Source organism: Oceanibaculum nanhaiense (genome assembly GCF_002148795.1).
In the GTDB taxonomy this organism is placed as follows: domain Bacteria; phylum Pseudomonadota; class Alphaproteobacteria; order Oceanibaculales; family Oceanibaculaceae; genus Oceanibaculum; species Oceanibaculum nanhaiense.
Genome location: NZ_MPOB01000003.1, coordinates 239,248 through 260,405, shown reverse-complemented (window position 1 = coordinate 260,405; position 21,158 = coordinate 239,248). Strand labels below are relative to the sequence as shown.

The 21,158-nt window shown below is 64.3% G+C and carries 19 protein-coding genes; 14 read left to right on the top strand and 5 right to left on the bottom strand.

Annotation, left to right across the window (positions count from 1 at the left end; translation table 11 throughout):
- Positions 1-77: 77 nt before the first annotated feature.
- The 5 genes from BKM74_RS06555 (at position 78) to BKM74_RS06535 (ending at position 7,511) form a co-directional block, all read left to right on the top strand.
- The gene (locus BKM74_RS06555; RefSeq protein WP_245825839.1) at positions 78-2,087 is read left to right on the top strand and encodes a ribonucleoside-diphosphate reductase subunit alpha; all 2,010 of its coding nucleotides are present in this window, start codon (positions 78-80) and stop codon (positions 2,085-2,087) included.
- Positions 2,078-3,175 carry a ribonucleotide-diphosphate reductase subunit beta gene (locus BKM74_RS06550; RefSeq protein ID WP_176342423.1) on the top strand — a complete coding sequence of 366 codons (1,098 nt, stop codon included), beginning with the start codon at positions 2,078-2,080 and terminating at the stop codon, positions 3,173-3,175. The genes BKM74_RS06555 and BKM74_RS06550 overlap by 10 nt, the downstream gene beginning before the upstream one ends.
- Before the next feature lie 113 nt (positions 3,176-3,288).
- Positions 3,289-5,238 carry a methyl-accepting chemotaxis protein gene (locus BKM74_RS06545; protein ID WP_086464893.1) on the top strand — a complete coding sequence of 650 codons (1,950 nt, stop codon included), beginning with the start codon at positions 3,289-3,291 and terminating at the stop codon, positions 5,236-5,238.
- A gap of 120 nt (positions 5,239-5,358) precedes the next feature.
- Positions 5,359-6,369, top strand: coding sequence for an NAD-dependent epimerase/dehydratase family protein (locus BKM74_RS06540; RefSeq protein WP_086464892.1), 1,011 nt, complete (start codon positions 5,359-5,361; stop codon positions 6,367-6,369).
- An 11-nt stretch (positions 6,370-6,380) separates the two neighbouring features.
- Complete coding sequence (locus BKM74_RS06535; RefSeq protein ID WP_086464891.1) at positions 6,381-7,511, top strand: DegT/DnrJ/EryC1/StrS family aminotransferase; 1,131 nt, start codon at positions 6,381-6,383, stop codon at positions 7,509-7,511.
- 6 nt (positions 7,512-7,517) lie between these two features.
- On the opposite strand, the gene BKM74_RS06530 is transcribed toward BKM74_RS06535, so the two are convergent.
- The 3 genes from BKM74_RS06530 to BKM74_RS06520 are packed head-to-tail and all read right to left on the bottom strand — an operon-like array spanning position 7,518 to position 9,603.
- Entirely contained in the window at positions 7,518-7,853 is a 336-nt protein-coding gene (locus BKM74_RS06530; protein WP_086464890.1) for a DMT family transporter, read from the bottom strand.
- A complete protein-coding gene (locus BKM74_RS06525) occupies positions 7,850-8,878 on the bottom strand; it encodes a glycosyltransferase family 2 protein (RefSeq protein WP_086464889.1) in 1,029 nt (342 codons plus the stop codon). The genes BKM74_RS06530 and BKM74_RS06525 overlap by 4 nt, the downstream gene beginning before the upstream one ends.
- Positions 8,875-9,603: a class I SAM-dependent methyltransferase gene (locus BKM74_RS06520; protein ID WP_245825838.1), complete on the bottom strand. Its 729-nt coding sequence runs from the start codon at positions 9,601-9,603 to the stop codon at positions 8,875-8,877. The genes BKM74_RS06525 and BKM74_RS06520 overlap by 4 nt, the downstream gene beginning before the upstream one ends.
- A gap of 260 nt (positions 9,604-9,863) precedes the next feature.
- Here BKM74_RS06520 and BKM74_RS06515 point away from each other — a divergent pair, with 260 nt between their 5' ends.
- The 3 genes from BKM74_RS06515 to BKM74_RS06505 all read left to right on the top strand — a co-directional run bounded on the left by BKM74_RS06515 (position 9,864) and on the right by BKM74_RS06505 (position 12,465).
- Complete coding sequence (locus tag BKM74_RS06515) at positions 9,864-11,522, top strand: hypothetical protein (RefSeq protein WP_140056031.1); 1,659 nt, start codon at positions 9,864-9,866, stop codon at positions 11,520-11,522.
- 141 nt (positions 11,523-11,663) lie between these two features.
- Positions 11,664-12,086: a CBS domain-containing protein gene (locus BKM74_RS06510; protein ID WP_086465067.1), complete on the top strand. Its 423-nt coding sequence runs from the start codon at positions 11,664-11,666 to the stop codon at positions 12,084-12,086.
- Between the two features lie 22 nt (positions 12,087-12,108).
- On the top strand, positions 12,109-12,465 hold the full coding sequence (locus BKM74_RS06505) for a hypothetical protein (RefSeq protein ID WP_086464886.1): 357 nt from the start codon (positions 12,109-12,111) through the stop codon (positions 12,463-12,465).
- Positions 12,466-12,469: 4 nt separating this feature from the next.
- Here the strand turns inward: BKM74_RS06505 and BKM74_RS06500 are convergent, their stop codons facing one another.
- On the bottom strand, positions 12,470-13,534 hold the full coding sequence (locus tag BKM74_RS06500) for a threonine aldolase family protein (protein ID WP_086464885.1): 1,065 nt from the start codon (positions 13,532-13,534) through the stop codon (positions 12,470-12,472).
- Positions 13,535-13,702: 168 nt separating this feature from the next.
- Between BKM74_RS06500 and BKM74_RS06495 the strand changes: the two genes are divergently transcribed.
- The 6 genes from BKM74_RS06495 (at position 13,703) to BKM74_RS06470 (ending at position 20,493) form a co-directional block, all read left to right on the top strand.
- Positions 13,703-15,112: an amidase gene (locus tag BKM74_RS06495; protein ID WP_086464884.1), complete on the top strand. Its 1,410-nt coding sequence runs from the start codon at positions 13,703-13,705 to the stop codon at positions 15,110-15,112.
- Between the two features lie 88 nt (positions 15,113-15,200).
- Positions 15,201-15,731: a PAS domain-containing protein gene (locus BKM74_RS06490; protein ID WP_086464883.1), complete on the top strand. Its 531-nt coding sequence runs from the start codon at positions 15,201-15,203 to the stop codon at positions 15,729-15,731.
- 154 nt (positions 15,732-15,885) lie between these two features.
- Positions 15,886-16,656 (top strand): ferredoxin--NADP reductase, encoded by a 771-nt coding sequence (locus BKM74_RS06485; RefSeq protein WP_086464882.1) that lies wholly within the window; start codon positions 15,886-15,888, stop codon positions 16,654-16,656.
- A gap of 118 nt (positions 16,657-16,774) precedes the next feature.
- A complete protein-coding gene (locus tag BKM74_RS06480) occupies positions 16,775-17,368 on the top strand; it encodes an invasion associated locus B family protein (RefSeq protein ID WP_176342422.1) in 594 nt (197 codons plus the stop codon).
- A 118-nt stretch (positions 17,369-17,486) separates the two neighbouring features.
- Positions 17,487-19,217, top strand: coding sequence for a sensor domain-containing diguanylate cyclase (locus BKM74_RS06475; RefSeq protein WP_086464880.1), 1,731 nt, complete (start codon positions 17,487-17,489; stop codon positions 19,215-19,217).
- Between the two features lie 61 nt (positions 19,218-19,278).
- The gene (locus BKM74_RS06470) at positions 19,279-20,493 is read left to right on the top strand and encodes a winged helix-turn-helix domain-containing protein (RefSeq protein ID WP_086464879.1); all 1,215 of its coding nucleotides are present in this window, start codon (positions 19,279-19,281) and stop codon (positions 20,491-20,493) included.
- Here the strand turns inward: BKM74_RS06470 and BKM74_RS06465 are convergent.
- The gene (locus tag BKM74_RS06465; protein ID WP_086464878.1) at positions 20,490-21,155 is read right to left on the bottom strand and encodes an amino acid ABC transporter permease; all 666 of its coding nucleotides are present in this window, start codon (positions 21,153-21,155) and stop codon (positions 20,490-20,492) included. The genes BKM74_RS06470 and BKM74_RS06465 overlap by 4 nt on opposite strands.
- Positions 21,156-21,158: the final 3 nt, after the last annotated feature.

Sequence of the window (21,158 nt, the reverse complement as noted above, 5' to 3'; positions counted from 1 at the left end):
TGGGTCGCTTGCGGGTAGGGGGAATTTGCCCGCAGGCTGACCTGTTATCCCGTCACCACCTGATCGACGGGGTAGCGATGTCCTCTCTGGCTTTCGATTTCGATTATGACGGCAATCTCGTTCCGCAGACACCGGGCGGGCCTTCGCAGCAGCGTCATGTGCAGCGCCCTGCCGAGCAGCCGCGCGCGCCGCGTCCGCGCGTTCAGCCGCCGGAGCCGGACTTCCCGCATCAGCAGGCCCTGAATCTGGAGCGCCGCGCGCCGCTGCCCTATCCGCTGGCGCCGCGCCCCCAGCCTTCCGACCTGAAGCTGGATCGCAGCCGCGACGCGTTGCTGACGAATTTCGGCAAGGCGACGCTGAATGACCGCTATCTGCTGGCCGGCGAAAGCTATCAGGACATGTTCGCGCGGGTTTCCTGCGCCTTTGCCGACGATATCGGCCATGCCCAGCGCCTGTATGACGCCATGTCGCGGCTGTGGTTCATGCCGGCGACGCCGGTGCTGTCCAACGGTGGCACCACGCGTGGCCTGCCGATTTCCTGCTTCCTGAACGCGGTGCCGGATTCGCTGGACGGCATCGTGCGCACCTGGAACGAGAATGTCGCCCTGGCCTCGAATGGCGGCGGCATCGGCACCTATTGGGGCCAGGTCCGCTCCATCGGCGAGGCGGTGAAGGGCGCGGGCGAGACCTCGGGCATCATTCCCTTCATCCATGTCATGGACGGGTTGACGCTGGCGATCAGCCAGGGCTCTCTGCGGCGCGGCTCGGCGGCGGTCTATCTCGATATCCATCATCCGGAGATCGAGGAATTCCTGGAAATCCGCAAGGCTTCGGGCGATTTCAACCGCAAGGGGCTGAACCTGCATCACGGCATCAATGTCACCGACGAGTTCATGGCGGCGGTGCGCGATGGCGGCATGTTCGGACTGAAGAGCCCGAAGGATGGCGCGGTGCTCCGCCAGGTCGATGCGCGCCAGCTGTGGCAGCGCATCCTGGAAACCCGCCTGCAGACCGGCGAGCCCTATCTGCTGTATATCGACACGGTGAATCGCGCACTGCCGAAGCACCAGCAGAAGCTGGGGCTGAAGGTCTCCACCTCCAACCTGTGCAGCGAGATCACGCTGGTCACCGGCCAGGACCAGGACGAGAAGGAGCGCACCGCCGTGTGCTGCCTGTCCTCGCTGAATGTCGAGACCTGGGAGGAATGGGAGGAGGCACCCGGCTTCATCGAGGACGTGCTGCGCTTCCTCGACAATGTGCTGACGCAGTTCATCGAGAACGCGCCGGATGGCATGGAGCGGGCGAAATATTCGGCGATGCGCGAGCGCTCCGTCGGGCTCGGTATCATGGGCTTCCATTCCTTCCTGCAGGCGCGCGGCATTCCGTTCGAGAGCGCGCTCGCCAAATCCTGGAATTTCAAGATGTTCCGCAAGATCCGCCGCGAGGCCGATGCCGCCTCGGTGGCGCTGGCCGAGGAGCGCGGGCCGTGCCCGGACGCGCATGACGCCGGCATGAAGGCGCGCTTCAGCCACAAGATCGCCATCGCGCCGACCGCCTCGATCAGCATCATCTGCGGCGGCACCAGTGCCGGCATCGAGCCGATCCCGGCCAATATCTACACCCACAAGACGCTGTCCGGCGCGTTCTCGGTGCGCAACCGCCATCTGGAGACGATGCTGGAGGAGAAGGGCCAGAATACCGCCGAAGTCTGGCAGTCCATCGTCGAGAAGGAAGGCTCCGTCCAGCATCTCGACTTCCTCAACGAGGACGAGAAGGCGACCTTCCGTACCGCCTTCGAGATCGACCAGCGCTGGATCATCGACCTGGCGGCCGATCGCGCGCCCTTCATCTGCCAGAGCCAGTCGCTGAACCTGTTCCTGCCGGCCGACATCGACAAGTGGGACCTGCACATGCTGCACTGGACGGCCTGGAAGCGCGGCATCAAGAGCCTGTATTACTGCCGCTCCAAGTCGATCAGCCGCGCCGCCTTCGCCGGCAAGCTGGAAGCAAAGGCGGAGGAGGGCGAGAAGCCGGCCTTCGACAATCAGGCGCCGACCGATTACGAGGAGTGCCTGGCGTGTCAGTAAATCTCGGCCATCTGAATCCGCGCGATCTGGTCGGCACCGGCAAGGTCGGCCTGCTGACCGCCACCGGCACCTATGATGTGAATCGTTATTCCTGGGCCTATGACTACTGGAAGCGCCAGCAGCAGACCCACTGGATGGGCGAGGAAGTGCCGCTGGGCGGCGACATCAAGGACTGGGCCTCGGACCGTGTCAGCGAGTCGGAACGCCTGCTGCTGACGCAGATTTTCCGCTTCTTCACCCAGTCGGATGTCGAGGTTGGCGACAATTACCTGAAGCGTTACATCCCGCTGTTCCAGCCCCTGGAACTGCAGATGATGATGGCCGCCTTCTCCAACATGGAGACGGTGCATATCGACGCCTATGCGCTGCTGCTGAAGACGCTGGGCATGCCGCAATCGGAGTTCGAGGCGTTCCGCGACTATTCGGAGATGCGCGCCAAGGCCGACTACATGCACACCTTTGGCGTCGGCACGGTCTCCGACGTGGCGCGTACGCTGGCCATGTTCGGCGCCTTCACCGAGGGCATGAGCCTGTTCGCCAGCTTCGCCATGCTGCTGAACTTCCCGCGCCACAACAAGATGAACGGCATGGGGCAGATCGTCTCCTGGTCGGTGCGCGACGAGAGCCTGCATTGCGAAGGCATCATCCGGCTGTTCCACGAATGGCACCGTGAGACCGGGGCGGTCACCCCCGCCGTGCGCGACGACATCATCGATGTCGCCAAGACGATGGTCGGGCTGGAGGAGAATTTCGTCGATCTGGCTTTCGGCCTCGGCGAGATCGAAGGGATGACAGCCCAGGATATCAAATCCTATGTCCGCTACATCGCCGACTGGCGGCTGACCCAGCTGCGCCTGCCCACGGTCTTCGGCTGTTTCGAGAAGACCGACACCGGCTACAGGCAGCTCACGCCGCACCCGCTGCCCTGGCTTGTGGAGATCCTGAACGGGGTCGAGCACGCCAATTTCTTCGAGCAGCGCGCGACCGAATATTCCAAGGGTGCCAGCCGCGGCAGCTGGGACGGCGACGCCGGCGTCTGGTCGCGTTTCGAGCATATGGAAAAGGAACGGGCCGCGCTCGTCTCCTGATCTCCGGGCAAAGCAGAATAAATGCCGGGTATAGTTAGCCATTTATTAAGAGGGGTCGCATAAAAGCGTAGGGGAATTAACCTTTCCATCTCAGTGAAAGGCGGAGGAAAGCGATGAAGTCCCTACGTATCGGTTTTCAGGTTCAGCTCATCACGCTGATCGCCGTTATCGGTTTCGCGATATTCACGGCGGTTTATCTGATCGGTGACCAGGTGCGCGGCGGCTATCAGCGCGAAGCCGACCGGGCCATCGAGGCCAAGCTGCTGTCCGACCAGGTGCGCTACGCCTTCCTCGATGCCCGCCGTCACGAGAAGGATTTCCTGCTCTACAAGCAGGAGGAAAGCATCGCCAGCCATAGCGGGACGATGGCGGCCATTGGCGCCTCTCTCGATGCCCTGCAGCCGAAGGTTGGCGAGGCGATCCGCGGCGAGCTGCCGGCGATCCGCGAGGGGCTGGCCTCCTACGACCAGCAGTTCCGCGCGCTGGCCGAGGCCTGGAAGACCATCGGTCTGACCGACCGTTTCGGCCTGATGGGCGAACTGCGCAACTCCATCGATTCCGCGGAAGAGAAGCTGGACGAGTTCCGCAACCACCATCTCTCCGCGATCATGCTGATGATGCGCCGGCACGAGAAGGACTTCCTGGTGCAGATCGATCCTCGCCAGATCAGGTCGATCGCGGCGCGCTTCGAGGAATTCCAGAAAGTGCTGGAACGTTCCGACCTCTATGCGGCCGACAAGGAAGAGCTGCTGGCCCGCTTCAAGGTCTATGTCGAGAACATGCAGCGCGTCGGCGATCTGAGGGTTCAGATCCTTGCCGCGGAAGAGGCGCTGCAGGAAGAATTTGCGCGCGTCGATCCGATGGTGTCGTCCCTGGGCGATGCCGTGCAGGCTTCCTATGAGGCCGCCGAGACCCAGGCGCGCAGTATTGCCGATCTGGCCCGCCTGATCGTCATTGGCGCAGTGATTGGCGTTATCGTGTTGTCCATTGTCATTGCGGCCCTGGTCGGGCGCGCCATCGCCGCACCGGTCAGCCGGATGACGGCTGCCATGCGGCACCTGGCCGAGGGCGACAAGGAACTGGAGATACCGGCCACCGACTACCGCAACGAGCTGGGCGAGATGGCGCAGGCGCTGGATGTGTTCCGCACCTCCATGATTCAGGCCGACAGGCTGGCGGCGGAACAGGCCGAAAACCAGCGCGTGCAGATCGAACGGGCCGAGCGGCTGCAACATCTCGCACAGGATTTCGACAGCGAGGTCAAGGATGTGCTGGGCAGTGTGAATTTCGCCCTGCAGACCATGATCGAGACATCCTCCTCGATGAGCGACGCCGCGAAGATGTTGAATACGCAGTCCAGCTCGGTTTCGGCGGCGGCGCAGCAGGCCGCCGGCAATGTGCAGACCGTGGCATCGGCGACGGAGGAGCTGAACAGCACCTTCGGCGAGATTTCCGACCAGGTCTCGATGTCGGCCACGATCGCGCAGGACGCGGTTGCCGAAGCGCAGCGCACCAATGAGGGTATCAACCGGCTGGTGACGACCGCTGACCGCATCAGCGAAGTGGTCCGGCTGATCCAGGACATTGCCGAACAGACCAACCTGCTGGCGCTGAACGCCACCATCGAGGCGGCGCGTGCCGGCGAGGCCGGCAAGGGCTTCGCCGTGGTGGCGTCGGAGGTGAAGAATCTGGCTACCCAGACCGCCAAGGCGACCGAGGAGATCGGCCAGCAGATCGGCGATGTGCAGGATTCGACCCAGACCGTGGTAAGTGCGATCCAGAGCATCACGAAGATCATCGAGCGGATGCATGAGGCCTCGACCGCCATCGCCGCGGCCATCGAGGAGCAGACAGCGGCGACCCGTGAGATCGCCCGCAATGTCGAGCAGGCGGCGGCAGGCACCGACGAGGTGACGCGCAGCATCGCCAAGGTCAGCGAATCCTCCAACGAGACCGAGCAGGCGAGCGCCTCGGTGCGGGCGGCATCGGAGGATCTGGCCGAGCAGTCGGAGCGGCTCAGCACCCGTGTCGAGGGCTTCCTGTCGAACGTCAGGGCCGCCTAGGGGCGTAACAGGGGAACACAGGGGAACGATTTTTCGTTAACCCTAAATTCCCACTGCTCAAGCGCCGGGATTTCGGTCATGATCGCGGCGTTTTAGCTCGTACTGCGGGTTACCTCCAAAATGACAACCGATACGGACTGGTGCCGTGACCTTCCCGTCGTCGTTACCGGCGGCATGGGGTTCATCGGCTCCAACCTTGCGCTGCGGCTCGAATCGCTGGGCGCGAGGGTTACCCTTATTGACAAGATGCTGACCGATTATGGGGCCAACCCCCAGAACATCGCCGACCCGATCCGGGTAAACCGGACGACCCCGCCGCTGCAGGTGATCGAAGCCGATATCGGTGCCACCGCGCTGATCGAGAAGGTGGTGAGCGAGGCCAAGGTGATCTTCAACATCGCCGGCCAGACCTCGCACATGGATTCGATGAAGGATCCGCTGGAGGATATGCGGCTCAATCAGGAATCCAACCTGCGCTTCCTCGACCTCATCCGCCGGGTCAACCCGACAGCCCGCGTGGTGTTCAGCAGCACAAGGCAGTTCTACGGCCCGCCGCGCTACCTGCCGGTGGACGAGGATCATCCGATCAATCCGCCGGACATCAACGGCGTGCATAAATACGCGGCGGAGAGCTATCACATGCTCTATGCCAAGATTTACGGCATGCGCACCACGGCGCTGAGGCTGACCAACGTGTTCGGCCCGCGCATGCGTATCCGCGACGCCAAGCAGACCTTCCTCGGCATCTGGGTGCGCCATGCCGTCGAGGGAACCCGTTTCGAGGTATGGGGCGGCGACCAGCTGCGCGATTTCTCCTATGTCGAGGATCTGGTGGACGCGCTGCTGGCGACCGCCCACTCGGATGCCTCGGTCGGGCATGTCTATAATCTCGGCGGCTGTCCGGCCGTCAGCCTGCTCGACCTTGCCGAGCTGCTGGTGCGCATCGCCGGCAGCGGCAGTTTCGAGCGGAAAATCTTCCCGGAAGAGCGCAAGAAGATCGATATCGGCGATTATTACTGCGACGACACACCGTTCCGTACTGCGACCGGCTGGCAGCCGCATATCGATCTGGAAGAAGGGCTGCGCCGCACAATCGCCTACTACCGGGCCAACGCCGAACATTATCTCTGAAAGCCGATCCGATGATCCCGCAGACCGATCCGAAGGCCGCCTATCACGAACGCAAGGCGGAGATCGATGCCGCGATTTCCCGCGTGCTGGAGAGCGGGCGCTATATCCTGGGGCCGGAGGTCGAGGGTTTCGAGCAGGAATTCGCCGCCTATGCCGGTGTGCGCCATGCCGTGGCCGTGGCCAGCGGCACCGATGCGCTGATCCTGGCGCTGCGGGCGCTGGGCATCGGGCCGGGCGATGCGGTCATCACCGTCTCGCACACCGCGGTCGCCACCGTGGCGGCGGTGGAGCTGGTGGGGGCCATGCCGGTGCTGGTCGATGTCGATGTCTGCCATGGCCTCGATCCCGAGAAGCTGGCGGCGACGCTGGCTGCCTGGCCATCCGGCGCGCCGAAGCCGAAGGCCATCATCCCGGTGCATCTCTATGGCCAGCCGGCGGCGATGAATGAGATCATGGCGATTGCGGAGCAGCACGGGCTGGCCGTGCTGGAGGATAATTCCCAGGCGCATGGTGCGACGCTGGATGGCACGATGGTCGGGCGGTTCGGGCGGATCGCCGCCTACAGCCTCTATCCGACGAAGAATCTGGGCGCCATCGGCGATGGCGGCATCGTCGCCACCGACGATCCGGAACTCACCACGGCGCTGAAAGAACTGCGTGAATATGGCTGGCGCGAGCGCTATGTCAGCGCGATTGCCGGCATGAACAGCCGGCTCGACCCGCTGCAGGCGGCGATCCTGCGCGTGAAGCTGTCGCACCTGCCGGCCGATACGGAACGCCGCCGCGCCATTGCTGCCGTGTACGATAAGGGGCTTGCGGGCATCGAGGGGCTGCGCCTGCCGCTGACCCGTCCGGGGGCCGAGCCGGTCTATCACCAGTATGTGGTGGAGGCGCCGGGCAGGCGCGACGCGCTGCAGGCGGCCTTGCGTGAGAGGGGTGTCGGCACGCTGGTGCATTATCCGGTGCCGGTGCATCTGCAGCCGGCCTATAAGGGCCGTGTGCCGCTGGGCGCGGGCGGGCTGCCGCGCACCGAGGCGGCGGCGCTGGCGGTCCTCAGCCTGCCGATGTTCCCGCAGCTTGCCGATGCACAGATGGAGCAGGTGATCGCGGCGATCCGCGACGCCTGGCGGCAGGCGGCCTGAAGCGCCTCAGGCCTGCCGGGTGACCAGGAAGACGCCGCCGACGATCAGCGCGATGCCGGCCAGCTTCTGCGGCCCCATGCTCTCGCCGAGCATCCAGTGGGCCAGCAGCGCCACCAGCACATAGGACAGCGACACGCTGGGGAAGGCGACGGACACCGGAATCTTGCGCAGCGCGTACATGTAGCAGAGCGCTGCCGCGAAATAGAGGCCAAGGCCGAGGATCGATTGCGGCGACAGGAACTGCTTCAGCAGCGTCTCGCCCGAGGCGCCGGCCTTCAGCAGCATCTGACCGGCGACACCGATCAGGATGCCGATGGCGAGCGCGGCGATGGACAGGGTCATACGGTTTCTCCCGGCTGGGGGGGCATTTCGGCGGTGGCGCTGCGGGTGACATCGCGCACCACGAATTGTGGCTTGCGGTTCACCGTCAGGAACAGCCGGCCCAGATATTCGCCCAGCACGCCCAGCATGATGAGCTGCACGCCGGCCAGCAGCAGCGTGACCGCCATCAGCGAGGCCCAGCCCTGCGGCGTCTCGCCGGCCAGCGCCTCGTAGATCACGATCAGGAAACCCAGCAGGCCGAGCGACGCCATGCCGGCGCCAGCCATGGTGCTGAGGCGGAGCGGCATGACCGAGAAATTCAGGAACATCGACAGGAACAGCCGCACCAGCCGCCGCAGCGTGTAGTTCGACCGACCGGCGGCGCGCGGCAGGTGGGTGACCGGCAGCCGGCCGATATTCTGTGTGACCTGCATCAGCAGCCCGTCCACATAGGGGAAGGGGCCGGCATGGTCCAGTATGGCGCGGGCGGCAAAGCCGCTCATGCAGCGGAAGCTGGACAGGTACAGTCCCTTCGGCTTGTCGATCAGAATGTCGGCACACCAGTTGGTGAAGCGGCTGCCGAGATTGCGCCAGGCGGCATGCTGCTTCTGCGCGTAATAGGTATAGACCACGTCATAGCTGTTATCGCTGGCATAGCGCCACAGCCGCACCACCTCCTCCGGCGGGTTCTGCAGGTCGTCATCCATGGTGATGATGTAGGCACCGCGGGCATGGCCAAGGCCGGCCATGACGGCATTATGCTCGCCGAAATTGCGTGCCAGATTCACCACCGTCAGCGGGATGCTGGCTTCCTTTGCCAGGCGGCGGCACACTTCCAGCGAATTGTCCGGGCTGCAATCATTCACCAGCACGATCTCCAGCCCGCCGGGAACGTCGCCGGCAATCTCTGGGGCGCTGAGCGCCGCGACCAGGGCCGGCACGCTGTCCGCGCCATTATAGACCGGAACGACGATGGACAGGGCGAACGGGTATTCGGGAGCCTGGGGGGTGCTTGCTGCGGGGGTGCTTGCTGTGGGGGCGCTCATGGCCGTGTTGCCGATATCCAGACGGAACCGCCGAAGGGCAGGGTGAGCCCGTGTCTGGCCATCCTGCGTTCGAGCGCCGTGACGGTGAAGAACAGCCGATCCTGCCAGGGCGGAAAAAACGACACGTCGCTATCCTGCTTCTGTCGCGCCGCCAGCAGTCGGTGCAGCAGCATTAGCGGAAACAGCAGGCTGTTCCAATAGCCTGATTGCACCGGGCCGAACCCGGCCGCCGCGACGCGTTGCCGCGCCTGCCCTGCGGTGTAGCGGCGCACATTGTGGACATGGCGGTCATGCGCGGAGGCCATCCATTGATAGGCCGGCAGGTTCAGCAGCAGCAGGCCGCCCGGCTTCAGGCAGCGCCGGAACTCCGCCAGCGCGGAGGATTCGTCCACCCCCGCATGGCACATCACATCGGTGCTGACGATGATGTCGAAGCTCGCATCCGGGAACGGCATCGCATTAACAGATCCGCTGGTGATCCTGGCGCCCGACTTGGTGGCGGCGATCTGCGCGGCCTCCGGGTCATACTCCAGCCCGTGCAGATCGATATCGGGCCGTTCGCGCGCCAGATGGCGCAGCAGCCCGCCGGTGCCGCATCCCGCATCCAGCAGCCGAAGTGCGGGTAAATGTGCCGGCAAACGGCCAGACAGCTCTGCGCGCAGCGCGCGGAACCACCACATGCCGTCCTCGACCGCCGCCATGCGGCGATACTCCGTCCGCTCCATGACCGAACGCCATATATACGATGTTGGGGGGTAAAACCTGCTGGTCCTGCGCTTATTTACCGCAGCGTGACATGAACACCCCATGGTCGGCAAATGGATTTGCACGGGTTTATTAAGGTGGTAAAGAAAAAAATCGTCACGCTATTTGATAAAAACCGCTCGTTTTTTATAGGATGAAGGCGCATTATCCGCGCTTCGCGGCAGATAAAACGATCCTGGTGCAACTCTGGCCGCGCCGGTGCGTTCCCCAAGACAGAGCAGTGTTCGCGCGTATCCCCGACCCGACCATGAGCAATTCCAACAATTCCGCACCGGACGATCTGGCGCAGCGGGACACCGCGCAGCCCAGAGACGCGCGTTCCCTCGACCGGCTTGCCGGCTTCGACTGGTCGCGGCTGTTCCACACACTGGTCCTGAGCGTCTGCATCGTCTGGCTGGCCGGCTATTTCCTGCCGCCGATCAACCATGACACGGCGGTCCTGCTCTATATCTCGAAACTCTGGCTGGAGGGCGGGCGGCTCTATGTCGATGCCATCGACATCAACACGCCGCTGGTCTTCGTGCTGCACCTGCTGCCGGAGGCGCTGGCCAAGCTGACCGGCCTCGGCGGCCCGACCGTGCTGGTCGCCCTGCTGGGGCTTGGGATCCTGGCCTCCTTCCAGACCTGCCGGACGGTGCTGGCGGCGAGCCTGGAACCTTACCGTGCGTTTTCGGCGGCGCTGCTGCCGGTGCTGCTGCTGTTCCTGCTGATCGTCTTTCCGAACTACATGTTCACCCAGCGCGAGCACATCATGATGGTGCTGGGCATGCCCTATCTGCTGGTCGCCAGCGCGCGTGCCGGCGGCACCGACATGCCGCGACGCCTGCGCATCGCGACCGGTCTGATGGCGGGGCTGGGCTTCGCCATGAAGCCCTATTTTCTCGCCTTCCCTTTGCTGGTTGAACTCTATGTGCTGTCGCGGCGCGGTTTCCGCAGCACGGCGACCGATGCCGCGCCCTGGTCGGTGCTGGCGGTCTGCATCGCGCATGCGCTGTTCGCGGTGCTGGTGACGCCGGAATATTTCACGCAAGTGCTGCCGATGGCGCAGGATTTCTACAGCCGGGTGGCGGATACCGACCTGTTCGACCTGGCAACCGGCACCAATCTGGCGGCGCCGACGATCATCCTGCCGCTGCTCGGCATCGTTGCCTTCTGGGGGGTGCGCTCGCATTTGTCCCGGGTGATCTTCCTGGCCGGGGTGGCGGGGCTGATCTCCGCCTATGCGCAGGGCAAGGGCTGGCCTTATCACGCCCTGCCGGCACGCGCCTTCACCCTGTTCCTGGCCGGCACGGCGATCGCCTCGGTGCTCGACAACACGGCCTGGATGCGACGTGGCGACCGGCGCCCGGCGCGCTGGTTTGCCAGTGCCCTGATGCTGCTGGTGTTCTACCAGCACGGGCTGGCGCGCGTGCCGTTCGCGCAGCAGCTGGCCTATGCCGATTCGGAAGTGAAGAAGCTGGCCGACATCATCACGCCGCAGCGCCTGGACAACCGCATCCTGATCCTGTCGCCGGGCATCTATCCGCATTTCCCCCTGCTGAACTATACTGGTATGAAGATGACCATGCGGTTCGAGAGCATGTGGCTGCTGCAGGGTGTCTATGCCGAATGCAACGATAATGGCGCACTCTATAATGACCCCGCGCGCATGTCGGAGAATGAGGCGATGGTGTTCCGCAGTGTCGCCGAGGATTTCAACAAGGGCCGGCCGTCGATACTGGTCGTCGACAAGATCGCCGGTATTCCCGAATGTATCGCGGACATGCCGTTCAGCTACCTCGACTATTTCAACCGCAATCCGCTGTTCGCCGAGCGTTTCCTCGACTATGAGCCGCTCCTCGAATATGATCGGTACGAAATATATCTGCGGCGGCGTTAAACCCGGATAGTCCCGTTCTCCCTTCGCCCTGCCGCCCCATTGATGCAGGTCAAAGACACTGCACCGGCCGGCCCCTATCATGTCAGAATTATTACGGATGATCGGGGGGCAGTGGCCGAACGGCGGCGAGAGGAGGATGCGGTGTCGAAATCTGCGATTTCCGAGCTGATCCTGCACCGCAGTCCTGTTGTGATGCGGGATAGTGCGACGGTGCAGGAGGCGTGCAAAATCATGCATCAGCATCGTGTCGGTGCCATCATCGTTGTCGATGAGCAGAAGCGGCCGGTTGGCATCTTCACCGGGCGTGACGCGGTGAACCGTGTGCTGGCGAACGGGCTGGACGGCAAACGGACGCTGTTGCGCGAGGTGATGACGGAAAAGCCGGATTGCGTGTCGCCCGACTGGGTTACGCTGGACGCGCTGCGGCAGATGAGCGATTGCGGCTATCGGCACCTGCCGGTGGTGCAGGATGGGAAGATCGTCGGCCTGGTTTCGCGTGGCGATTTCCGGCTGATGGATCAGGTAAGACTGGACGAGGAAACCGGCTATTGGGAACGCATCTGAGGCCGGAAACGGAGTAAACGGAATGGCTTTGAAGAAAATTCGCATGGAACTGGGGCGCAGCGCCGAATTTCCGGAGGGCAGCGGCGATCATCGCTACGAGATCACCGCGCCGCTGACGGCGGACGGGCACCTTGATGCCGAGGCCTACAAGCAGCACAAGGCCGAGTGCCGGATCGCACGGTTCTGGCCGGGCGAGCCGATCCGCCAGGGGCTGCTGATCCATACCCGCAAGGGCTGGGCCTTCTCCTACGAAAAGGGGGAGGAGGATGACGAGACGCTCTACAAGCTCGACCGCCATCTCTTCAAGCCGGGTGAATATGTCACCGTGGCGGAGCCGGACGGCGATTCCCACACCTTCAAGGTGGTCGAGGTTTCCTGACGGTTCAGCCCTGCACCACGGCGGCGCAGGCGCGGATCGCCTCCTCAATATCGGCGCGGCTGACATCCAGATGGGTGACGGCGCGCATGAGGTCCTTGCCCTGCGGGCCGATGCGGACACCGTGATCGGTCCGCAGGCGGCGGGCGAATTCCTGCTCGCTCAGGCCGGTGCCGCCGACCGTGAAATACACCATGTTGGTGTCGATCTCGTTCGGGTTGATGCCGATGCCCTTGATGCCGGCCAGCCCTTCGGCCAGCAGGCGGGCATTGGCATGGTCCTCCGCCATGCGCTCGACATGGTTCTCCAGCGCATAGACACCGGCGGCGGCGATGATGCCGGCCTGCCGCATGGCGCCGCCGAACTGGTGCTTGAAGCGCCAGGCCTGCTCGATGAACTCCTTCGATCCCGCCAGCACGCCGCCGACCGGGCAGCCCAGCCCCTTGGACAGGTCGATCCAGGCGGAATCGGCAGGGGCGGCATAGGCTGACGCTGGAATGCCGCTGGCGACCACGGCGTTCAGCAGCCGCGCACCATCCAGATGCAGCTTCAGCCCATGCTTGCGCGCGACGCCTGCCACATCCTCGATCTGCTCCAGCGGCCAGATCGCGCCACCGCCCAGATTGGCGGTGTTCTCGATGCTGACCAGCCGCTGGCGCTGGCCGTGCCAGCCCTGCGGCACGCGGATCACCGCCTCCAGTTCGGCGCCGGTGAACATGCCGCGCTTGCCGCGGATGGTGCGGCACATAGCGCCGGACAGGGCGGCTGGCCCGCCGGTCTCGTAATGCAGCGCGTGCGAGTTCTCCTCCAGCACGATCTCCTCGCCATGATCGACCCAGACCCGGTAGGCGATCTCATTGCACATGGTGCCCGACGGCAGGAAGATCGCCGCCTCCTTGCCCAGCAATTTGGCGACCATCTCGCACAGCTTGTTCACGGTCGGGTCTTCGCGCGCCTGTTCATTACCGACCTCGGCCTCGGAAATCGCCTTGCGCATGCCCGGCGTGGGGCGGGTGACCGTATCGCTGTAGAGATCGATGCGGGGGGATGCGGTGACGGAGTTGGCGGCCATGGCGGGGGTCCGTTCTTTGTTGCGGGCGGGGTGGGCAGTAGAGCATTGCGCGCGCGGCCGGAACAAGGCTTCAGGCGCATGGCAGCCCGTTTCACCGGCGTATCGCTAAAGCCGGCTCGGCAGGCTAGGCTTCCGGCAGGAAACCATAATTTGCGGAAAGCCTGACCGATGAAGCTGCCTGCCGATCTTGCGCACGCCGACCTATCCACCCTCTCGCAGGCGCTGTCCGATGGCGCTGTCACGGCCCGCGACCTGACAGAGCTCTATCTGGACCGCATCGCACGCCACAATGCGGCGCTGAACGCGCTGATCCATGTCGATGCCGAGGCCGCCCGCGCCGAGGCGGATGCCGCCGATGCGCTGCGCCGGGCCGGGGCGGTCGCCGGGCCGCTGCATGGCATTCCCATCGCGGTGAAGGATCTGTGCGACGTGGCCGGCCAGCCCGGCACCGGCGGCTCGCTGGCGTTGAAGGACCGGCGTCCGGCGCAGACCGCGACCGTGGTGAAGCGGCTGCGCGCCGCCGGCATGGTGCTGATCGGCCGCGCGCATATGGTGGAGTTCGCCTGCGGCGGCTGGGGCACCAACCAGTATCTCGGTACGCCGCGCAACCCGTGGGACCGGGAGGTGCACCGCGTGCCGGGCGGCTCCTCCAGCGGCTCCGGCGTTACCGTGGCGGCAGCCCTGGCGCCGGCGGCCATCGGCAGCGACACCAGCGGCTCGATCCGTATTCCCGCCGCCCTGTGCGGGCTGACCGGGCTGAAGCCGACCCATGGCCGGGTCAGCAACGCCAACACCATGCCGCTGGCGCATAATCAGGATTCGCTGGGGCCGATGGTTCGCACTGCACAGGATGCGGCGCTGATCCATGCGGCGATCGCTGGCCCCGATCCGCTGGACCCGGCGACGCTTGGCCTGCCGACGGCGGAAGATCCGCTGGCGGGGATCGGCCTCGGCATCGCTGGCATGCGCTTTGGCGTGCTGCCGGAATCGCATCTGGACGGCGTGGCCGAGGGCGTGCTGGCGGCCTATCGCGCTGCCCTGACGGCGCTGGAGAAGCAGGGAGCCAGTATCCACGAGATCACCCCGCCGGAGCGCTGCGAGGATGTGCAGCCGCGCAGCTTCCTCACCATCATGTCGGAGGGCTACAGCAATCTGCGTCATCTTCTGGAGGATGAGAGACTGCCCATCGGCCAGCACACCAAGCAGCGCATCCTGACCGGCAAGCCACTGCTGGCCGCCGATTACATCGCCCTGCTGCAGGACCGCATCGACAGCTCGCGGCGCTGGCAGGTCAGTATCGACGGGATGGACGCGCTGCTGACCCCGACATTGCCGATCAGCGCCATTCCGGTCGATGAGGTGGATGAAGCCAGCCTGATCCTCGGTCGCTTCACCCGTATGGTCAGCTATTTCGGCTGGTGCGCGCTATCCGTACCGGCCGGGCTGGATGGGGCCGGGCTGCCGGTCTCGTTGCAGATCGTCTGCCGGCCGCACGGCGACGCGCTGGCGTTGCGCATCGGCCATGCCTTTCAGTCGGCCACGGACTGGCACCGGCAGACAGCACCCGGCTGGGGGTGAGCGGGATCGGGCTGGCTTTGCTTTTGTCTAAAAAGAAAACTATCTAATATACGCTGGTAAGGGTGATGCCGGGCAGGGATAGGGCACGATGGTAAATGGTGACAGATCGTCGAAGGGACGCGACACCGCAAAGCCCAATCCTTCCATCGCCAGCTTTTCCGCGCAGCTGACGCATCCGCATCATCGCCAGATGTTCGAATACTGGCTGGGCAAGTTTGTGGGCTCCGTTCCGCCGCCGCGCGCCGCAATCGACCCGATCGATATCCCGCCGGCCATCCTGCCCTGGTTGGTTCTCTATACAGTCCACTGGGTTTCGGACCAGAAGGGTTCTGACCGGCCGCGTTTCCAGTTCCGGCTTGTCGGCACCAGCGTCGTCCAGCGTTATGCTCGCGACTCGACCGGAAAATACTTCGAAGATGTCTATGACAGCGCCACCTATCCGAGGATGATGGCGGCCTTTTCCGATGTCGCCCTGAACTGCCGGCCAGCCTATGCCCAGCTTCAGATGCCGGTTCCGGGCCGCGATTTCATTCCGTATGAGCGTCTGCTGCTCCCGCTTGCCGGTGAGGATGGGCGGGTCGAGGCCATAATCGCCGTCATGGCCTTCAAGCCGAATTAAAGCCTGCATGGGGCCATGCCATCACGCCGCATGGACCCTATTCACAAATTGCGGCATACAGCCCTTGCTAAGAAGGGGTTGTTTTATCTAAGAATAGGTCTTAACAACTTGTTCGTGTACGTATGATTATAAGCAAGGAAGGCGGACTGGCGGGATGAGCAATCTGATGAAGGCAACCGTGACCAGCGTGCATCACTGGACCGACACGCTGTTCAGCTTCACCACCACCCGCGACCAATCTTTCCGTTTCCTGAACGGCCAGTTCGCCATGATCGGGCTGGAACTGAACGGCAAGCCGCTGCTGCGCGCCTACAGCATGGTCAGCGCCAATTACGAGGAGCAGCTGGAATTCCTCAGCATCAAGGTGCCGGACGGTGCCTTGACCTCCCGCCTGAAGGATATCCAGCCCGGCGACACGGTGCTGGTCGGGCGCAAGGCGACCGGTACCCTGCTGCAGGACAATCTGCTGCCGGGCAAGCGGCTCTATCTGCTGGGCACCGGTACCGGTCTGGCGCCCTTCATGAGCATCATCAAGGATCCGGAAGCCTATGAGCGCTATGAGAAGGTGATCCTGGCCCATGGCTGCCGCGAAGTGGCGGAACTGGCCTATATGGATGTCATCGCCGACCTGCCGAACAACGAATTCTTCGGCGAGATGGTGGCGGGCAGGCTGCTCTATTACCCGACCGTCACCCGCGAGGCGTTCCGCAATACCGGCCGCATCAGCACGCTGGTCGAGAATGGCAAGCTGTTCAGCGACCTTGGCCTGCCGCCACTGGACAAGGAGAATGACCGCGTCATGCTGTGCGGCAGTCCCGCCATGCTGGCCGATCTGCGGGTGATCCTCGAAGGCAAGGGCTTCGTCGAGGGCAGCCAGTCGGAACCGGGCCATTATGTCGTCGAGAAGGCCTTCGTCGAACAATAGGCTGGCGCCGGACAATAAGCTGGCTGCCTAGTGGCCGCCACAATGCCGCGATAGCGTTGTCGGGTTCCGGCGTGTTAGGGATGCGCCGGGGTTCGGTATAGTCCATGGAGAAATGATCTTGTCCTCCGTTCTTTTTACCCGCCAGCTTGCGGTCCTGACGGCCGTTCTGGCGGCGTCGCTTTGTGTTCCTGCTCTCACCCAGACGGTGCACGCGCAGACCGCGCAAGGCCAAACGGCGCCGGCGCCGGCGCAAAACCGCCAGGGCCAGGGTGGTCAGCCGGCCCCGAACCAGACCCGCGAACAGGTGCAGGACTGGGTAGTGCGCTGCCTCGAAGCTCAGGCGAACCAGCCGAAGCGCTGCGAGATGGTGCAGGTGCTGTCCGACCGCAACAGCAAGCGCGAGGTGCTGGTGATGGTCGTCGGCTACACGGGCGAGAAAACGCCGCCGCAGGCGGTGCTCGTGCTGCCGCTGGGCGTACTGCTGCCTGCTGGCGTATCGCTGAAGATCGACCAGGGCGCGCCCAAGACGATCCCGTACCGGCATTGCGAGCCGCAGGGCTGCATCGCGCCCTGGCAGATGACTGAGGTGGATCTTGGCGCCCTGCGTGCCGGCACGACCCTGACCGTCTCCGTGAACGACCATGGCGGCAAGTCGGTCGATCTGCCGGTCTCGCTGAAAGGATTTACCGCGGCGTTGGGAAAGATTCGCTAGACTTAGGGGCCTTTTATCGACGGTGTTTTTCGTTTTAAGGTTTCCCGCGAATACATGCTTATGTATTTGTTAATATGTAGGCGTTAGGCTCTCAGGGAATTTTTTGCGGACAGCCCTTATGCGAACAAAGAATTTCCTGGACCGTCTCTCACTGTCGACGCAGCTCGGCATCGCCATCGGTGCGTTGATGGCGCTGCTTATCTTCCTGTCGGCGCTGGCCGTGAATTTCTATGCATCGCACCGGCTGCAGCAGCGGATCGGTAACGATCTTGCTGTGCGCGCCACGATCATGCAGAAGGCGCTGGATCATGGCATGTACGAGCGCTTCCGCGACATTGCCAATCTCGCGAACATGCATTTCATCTTGAATCTGGAGCAGGCATCGGACCGGCAGCTTGCCTCGCTGCTGGACCGCATGAAACTCTCTTATCCGCTTTACAACTGGATTGGCATTGTAAAAACCGATGGCACGGTGAAGGCGGCGACCGGCGACATGCTGGTTGGCCAGGATGTCAGCAGCAGGGGCTGGTTTCAGGAGGCGCTGAAGGGCCCCTATGTCGGCGACGTCCATGACGCCATGCTTCTGGCCCGGCTGATGGGGGCAACGGAGCTGGAGCCGCTGCGCTTTATCGATGTTTCCGCCCCGATTCTGGCGCGCGACGGTTCGGTGCTTGGGGTGCTGGGCGCGCACCTGTCGGCGAACTGGCTGCGTGACGTTCGCGATGCGACGCAATCGGCCGAGGATCTGGAGTCGCAGCGCTCCTTCAAGGTTCTGGATATGGAGGGGCGGGTTCTGGTCGGCGGCCCGTTTGGCGAGGATTACTCCGGGCTGGAGGCCCTGAAACGGGCACGCCAGGGCAAGAACGGGTTTCTGCGTGAGGTGGTGAACGGGCATGACAGCATCGTCGGCTTTCATGCGACAGAGGGGTTCCGCGATTATCCGGGCCTCGGCTGGGTGGTCCTGTCGGTGCAGCCAACGGATAATGTGCTGGAACCGGTCGTCCGGCTGCAGATGCTCATTGCTGTCATCGGCCTGGCGCTGACCATTCTCGCGATGATCCTGGGCTGGTTCACGGCCCGCCGCCTGGCGGCGCCGCTGAATAAGCTGCGCGAAACAGCCGAGATGCTGGGTCATGATCCGCGCGAGGTTAATCTGCCGAGGCTGTTCGGCAACCGCGAGCTGGTGGCACTCTCGCAATCGCTGCGCGCCCTGGTGCGGCGCCTGCAGCGGGCCGAGGGTGCGGTCGAACAGATGCACAGCCAAGTGGAAAGCCAGATCGCCGAAAAAACCTCTGAACTGCAGGCGGTCAATCAGAGCCTGATCGAGCTGGCGGAGCGCGACGCGTTGACCGGGCTGCTGAACCGGCGCGGGCTGGAAGCGCGTGGTCAGGGCCTGATGAAGCAGATACAGGAGACCGGCGGCGACCTGTCGGTCCTGCTGCTGGACATCGATCATTTCAAAGTAGTGAACGACCTGCATGGCCATCTGGTCGGCGACAAGGTGATCCAGGCCATCGCCTGGCAATGCCTGGCCGTGGCGCGCGGCGATGATGTGATCTGCCGGTTGGGCGGAGAGGAAATCGCCATCCTGTCCTGCAGCTCGCTGAGCGGCGGCATGAAGCTGGCCGAGCGGCTGCGCAAGCGGGTCGAAAGCAACCCGATATCGGTCGAGTCGGTGCTGGTGAGCGTTACCGTCAGCATCGGGGTCGCGGGTGTCGATGAGTCTGACGACGACCTGATGACGGCGATCGCGCGGGCAGATGAGGCGCTCTACATGGCCAAGCGTGGCGGCCGCAACCGCAGCGTCCTCTATGTGGATAACGACCCAGGTCTGCGTTCCGCCAGCTGAGTCTTCTCAAAGTTCCTTTTTTGTTCCAAACTCCCGCAGGCGATATGCAGGGGGAGAGGATATGGCTGTCTGGAAGGATGCCGGCCGGCTGACGCCGGCGGAGGCGCGGCGCATCGCACTGGCGGCGCAGGGTTTTGGGGGCCGTCAGCCCGCCGCCGTGGCGCTGCGCCATCTGCGCGGCACCTTCGAGCGCATCGGTCTGCTGCAGATGGATTCGGTGAATGTGCTGGTGCGTTCGCACTATCTGCCGATGTTTTCCCGCCTGGGCCATTACGAGCACGATTTGCTGGACCGCCACGCCTATCGCGGCAAGCGGCGCGGCCTGTTCGAATATTGGGGGCATGAAGCCTCGCTCCTGCCGCTGGAACTGCAGCCGCTGATGCGCTGGCGCATGGCGCGGGCGGAACGCGGCGAGGGGCTGTACAAGAGCCTCGCGCGGTTTGGCCGGGAGCGGCAACCCTATATTGGCGAGGTGCTGGCGGAACTGCGCGACCGCGGGCCGCTTGGCGCCTCGGAACTCAGTATGGCCGGCGAATCGCGCGGCGCCTGGTGGGGCTGGAGCGACGGCAAGATCGCCATGGAATGGCTGTTCTGGGCCGGCATCGTCACCACCGCCACGCGGCGTAATTTCGAGCGCGTCTATGATCTGACGGAACGCGTGCTGCCGCACGCCATCGTCGATATCCCGACCCCGTCGGAGGCCGATGCGCAGCGCGAGCTGATGCGGATTTCGGCACAGGCGATGGGCGTGGCGACCGAACGCGACCTGCGCGACTATTTCCGCCTCGACGTCGCCGATGCCCGGGGCCGGCTGGCCGAGCTGGTGGAGGCGGGCGATCTGCTGCCGGTCACGGTTTCCGGCTGGAAGCACCAGGCCTATCTGCACCGGGATGCACGCCTGCCGGGCCGGGTGAAGGCGCAGGCGCTGCTCTCGCCCTTCGATTCGCTGGTGTGGGAGCGCGACCGCACGGAACGCCTCTTCGGCTTCCGCTACCGGCTGGAATTCTACACGCCGCAGGAAAAGCGCCAATATGGCTATTACGTACTGCCCTTCCTGCTGGGCGACCGGCTGGTGGCGCGGGTGGATGCCAAGGCGGACCGCGCCGCGCATACCTTGCGCGTCCATGCCGCCCATGCCGAGGCCGGGCAGGACCACCGCAAGATCGCCGGCCCGCTGGCGGAGGAACTGCACCGGATGGCGCGCTGGCTGGGTCTGGAGCGGGTGGAGGCCGGCGCCGACGGCGATCTGGCCGGGCCGTTACGGCACGCCCTCTAACGCCCGGCGCGATGCTCCAGCCGGCTCAGCAGCCTGACGCAGGGCCACAGCAGTGCCAGATAGATCGCCGCCGCCAGCACCAGGCTGGATGGGTTGTAGGTGACGGAGCGTGCCATGTCGGCGGCGTAGAGCAGCTCCGGCAGGGCCACCACGCTGGCGATGGAGGTCAGCTTCACCACCTCCACCGTGTTGGAGACGAGGTCCGGCAGCACGTTGCGCACGGCCTGCGGGATGATGATGTAGGCCAGCGTCTGCGGCGCGCTGAGGCCGGTCGAGCGTGCCGCCTCCCACTGGCCCTTGCCGATGCTGTCGATGCCGGCGCGGTAGATCTCGCCGTAATAGGCGCCGGTGTTCAGGAAGAAGGCGAGGCACACCGCCAGGAAAGGCGACAGGCGAATGCCGATGAAGGGCAGGCCGGCATAGAGGAAGATCAGCAGCACCAGCGGCGGCACGGCACGGAAGAAATCGACCAGCACGAAGGCGGCCCAGCGCAGCGGCTTATTGCGGCTGGTGCAGATCAGCGCGATGGCGAGGCCGCCGACAAGGCCCAGCGGGATCACGGCGAGGCACAGCAGCAGCGTCATGCCGAGGCCGCGCAGCAGCAGCGGCAGCACCTGGCGCATGATGTCGAGATTGAAGAACTGGTCGAGCAGCAAATCCATGCG

What these genes read in the sequence shown, in the direction of transcription:
- BKM74_RS06535 (WP_086464891.1), top strand. Translation starts at nt 6,381, where the DNA reads ATGATCCCGCAGACCGATCCGAAGGCCGCCTATCACGAACGCAAGGCG.
- BKM74_RS06555 (WP_245825839.1), top strand. Translation starts at nt 78, where the DNA reads ATGTCCTCTCTGGCTTTCGATTTCGATTATGACGGCAATCTCGTTCCG.
- BKM74_RS06495 (WP_086464884.1), top strand. Translation starts at nt 13,703, where the DNA reads ATGAAGCTGCCTGCCGATCTTGCGCACGCCGACCTATCCACCCTCTCG.
- BKM74_RS06540 (WP_086464892.1), top strand. Translation starts at nt 5,359, where the DNA reads ATGACAACCGATACGGACTGGTGCCGTGACCTTCCCGTCGTCGTTACC.
- BKM74_RS06525 (WP_086464889.1), bottom strand. Translation starts at nt 8,878, where the DNA reads ATGAGCGCCCCCACAGCAAGCACCCCCGCAGCAAGCACCCCCCAGGCT.
- BKM74_RS06470 (WP_086464879.1), top strand. Translation starts at nt 19,279, where the DNA reads ATGGCTGTCTGGAAGGATGCCGGCCGGCTGACGCCGGCGGAGGCGCGG.
- BKM74_RS06530 (WP_086464890.1), bottom strand. Translation starts at nt 7,853, where the DNA reads ATGACCCTGTCCATCGCCGCGCTCGCCATCGGCATCCTGATCGGTGTC.
- BKM74_RS06475 (WP_086464880.1), top strand. Translation starts at nt 17,487, where the DNA reads ATGCGAACAAAGAATTTCCTGGACCGTCTCTCACTGTCGACGCAGCTC.
- BKM74_RS06500 (WP_086464885.1), bottom strand. Translation starts at nt 13,534, where the DNA reads ATGGCCGCCAACTCCGTCACCGCATCCCCCCGCATCGATCTCTACAGC.
- BKM74_RS06465 (WP_086464878.1), bottom strand. Translation starts at nt 21,155, where the DNA reads ATGGATTTGCTGCTCGACCAGTTCTTCAATCTCGACATCATGCGCCAG.
- BKM74_RS06485 (WP_086464882.1), top strand. Translation starts at nt 15,886, where the DNA reads ATGAGCAATCTGATGAAGGCAACCGTGACCAGCGTGCATCACTGGACC.
- BKM74_RS06545 (WP_086464893.1), top strand. Translation starts at nt 3,289, where the DNA reads ATGAAGTCCCTACGTATCGGTTTTCAGGTTCAGCTCATCACGCTGATC.
- BKM74_RS06520 (WP_245825838.1), bottom strand. Translation starts at nt 9,603, where the DNA reads ATGGAGCGGACGGAGTATCGCCGCATGGCGGCGGTCGAGGACGGCATG.
- BKM74_RS06490 (WP_086464883.1), top strand. Translation starts at nt 15,201, where the DNA reads ATGGTAAATGGTGACAGATCGTCGAAGGGACGCGACACCGCAAAGCCC.
- BKM74_RS06505 (WP_086464886.1), top strand. Translation starts at nt 12,109, where the DNA reads ATGGCTTTGAAGAAAATTCGCATGGAACTGGGGCGCAGCGCCGAATTT.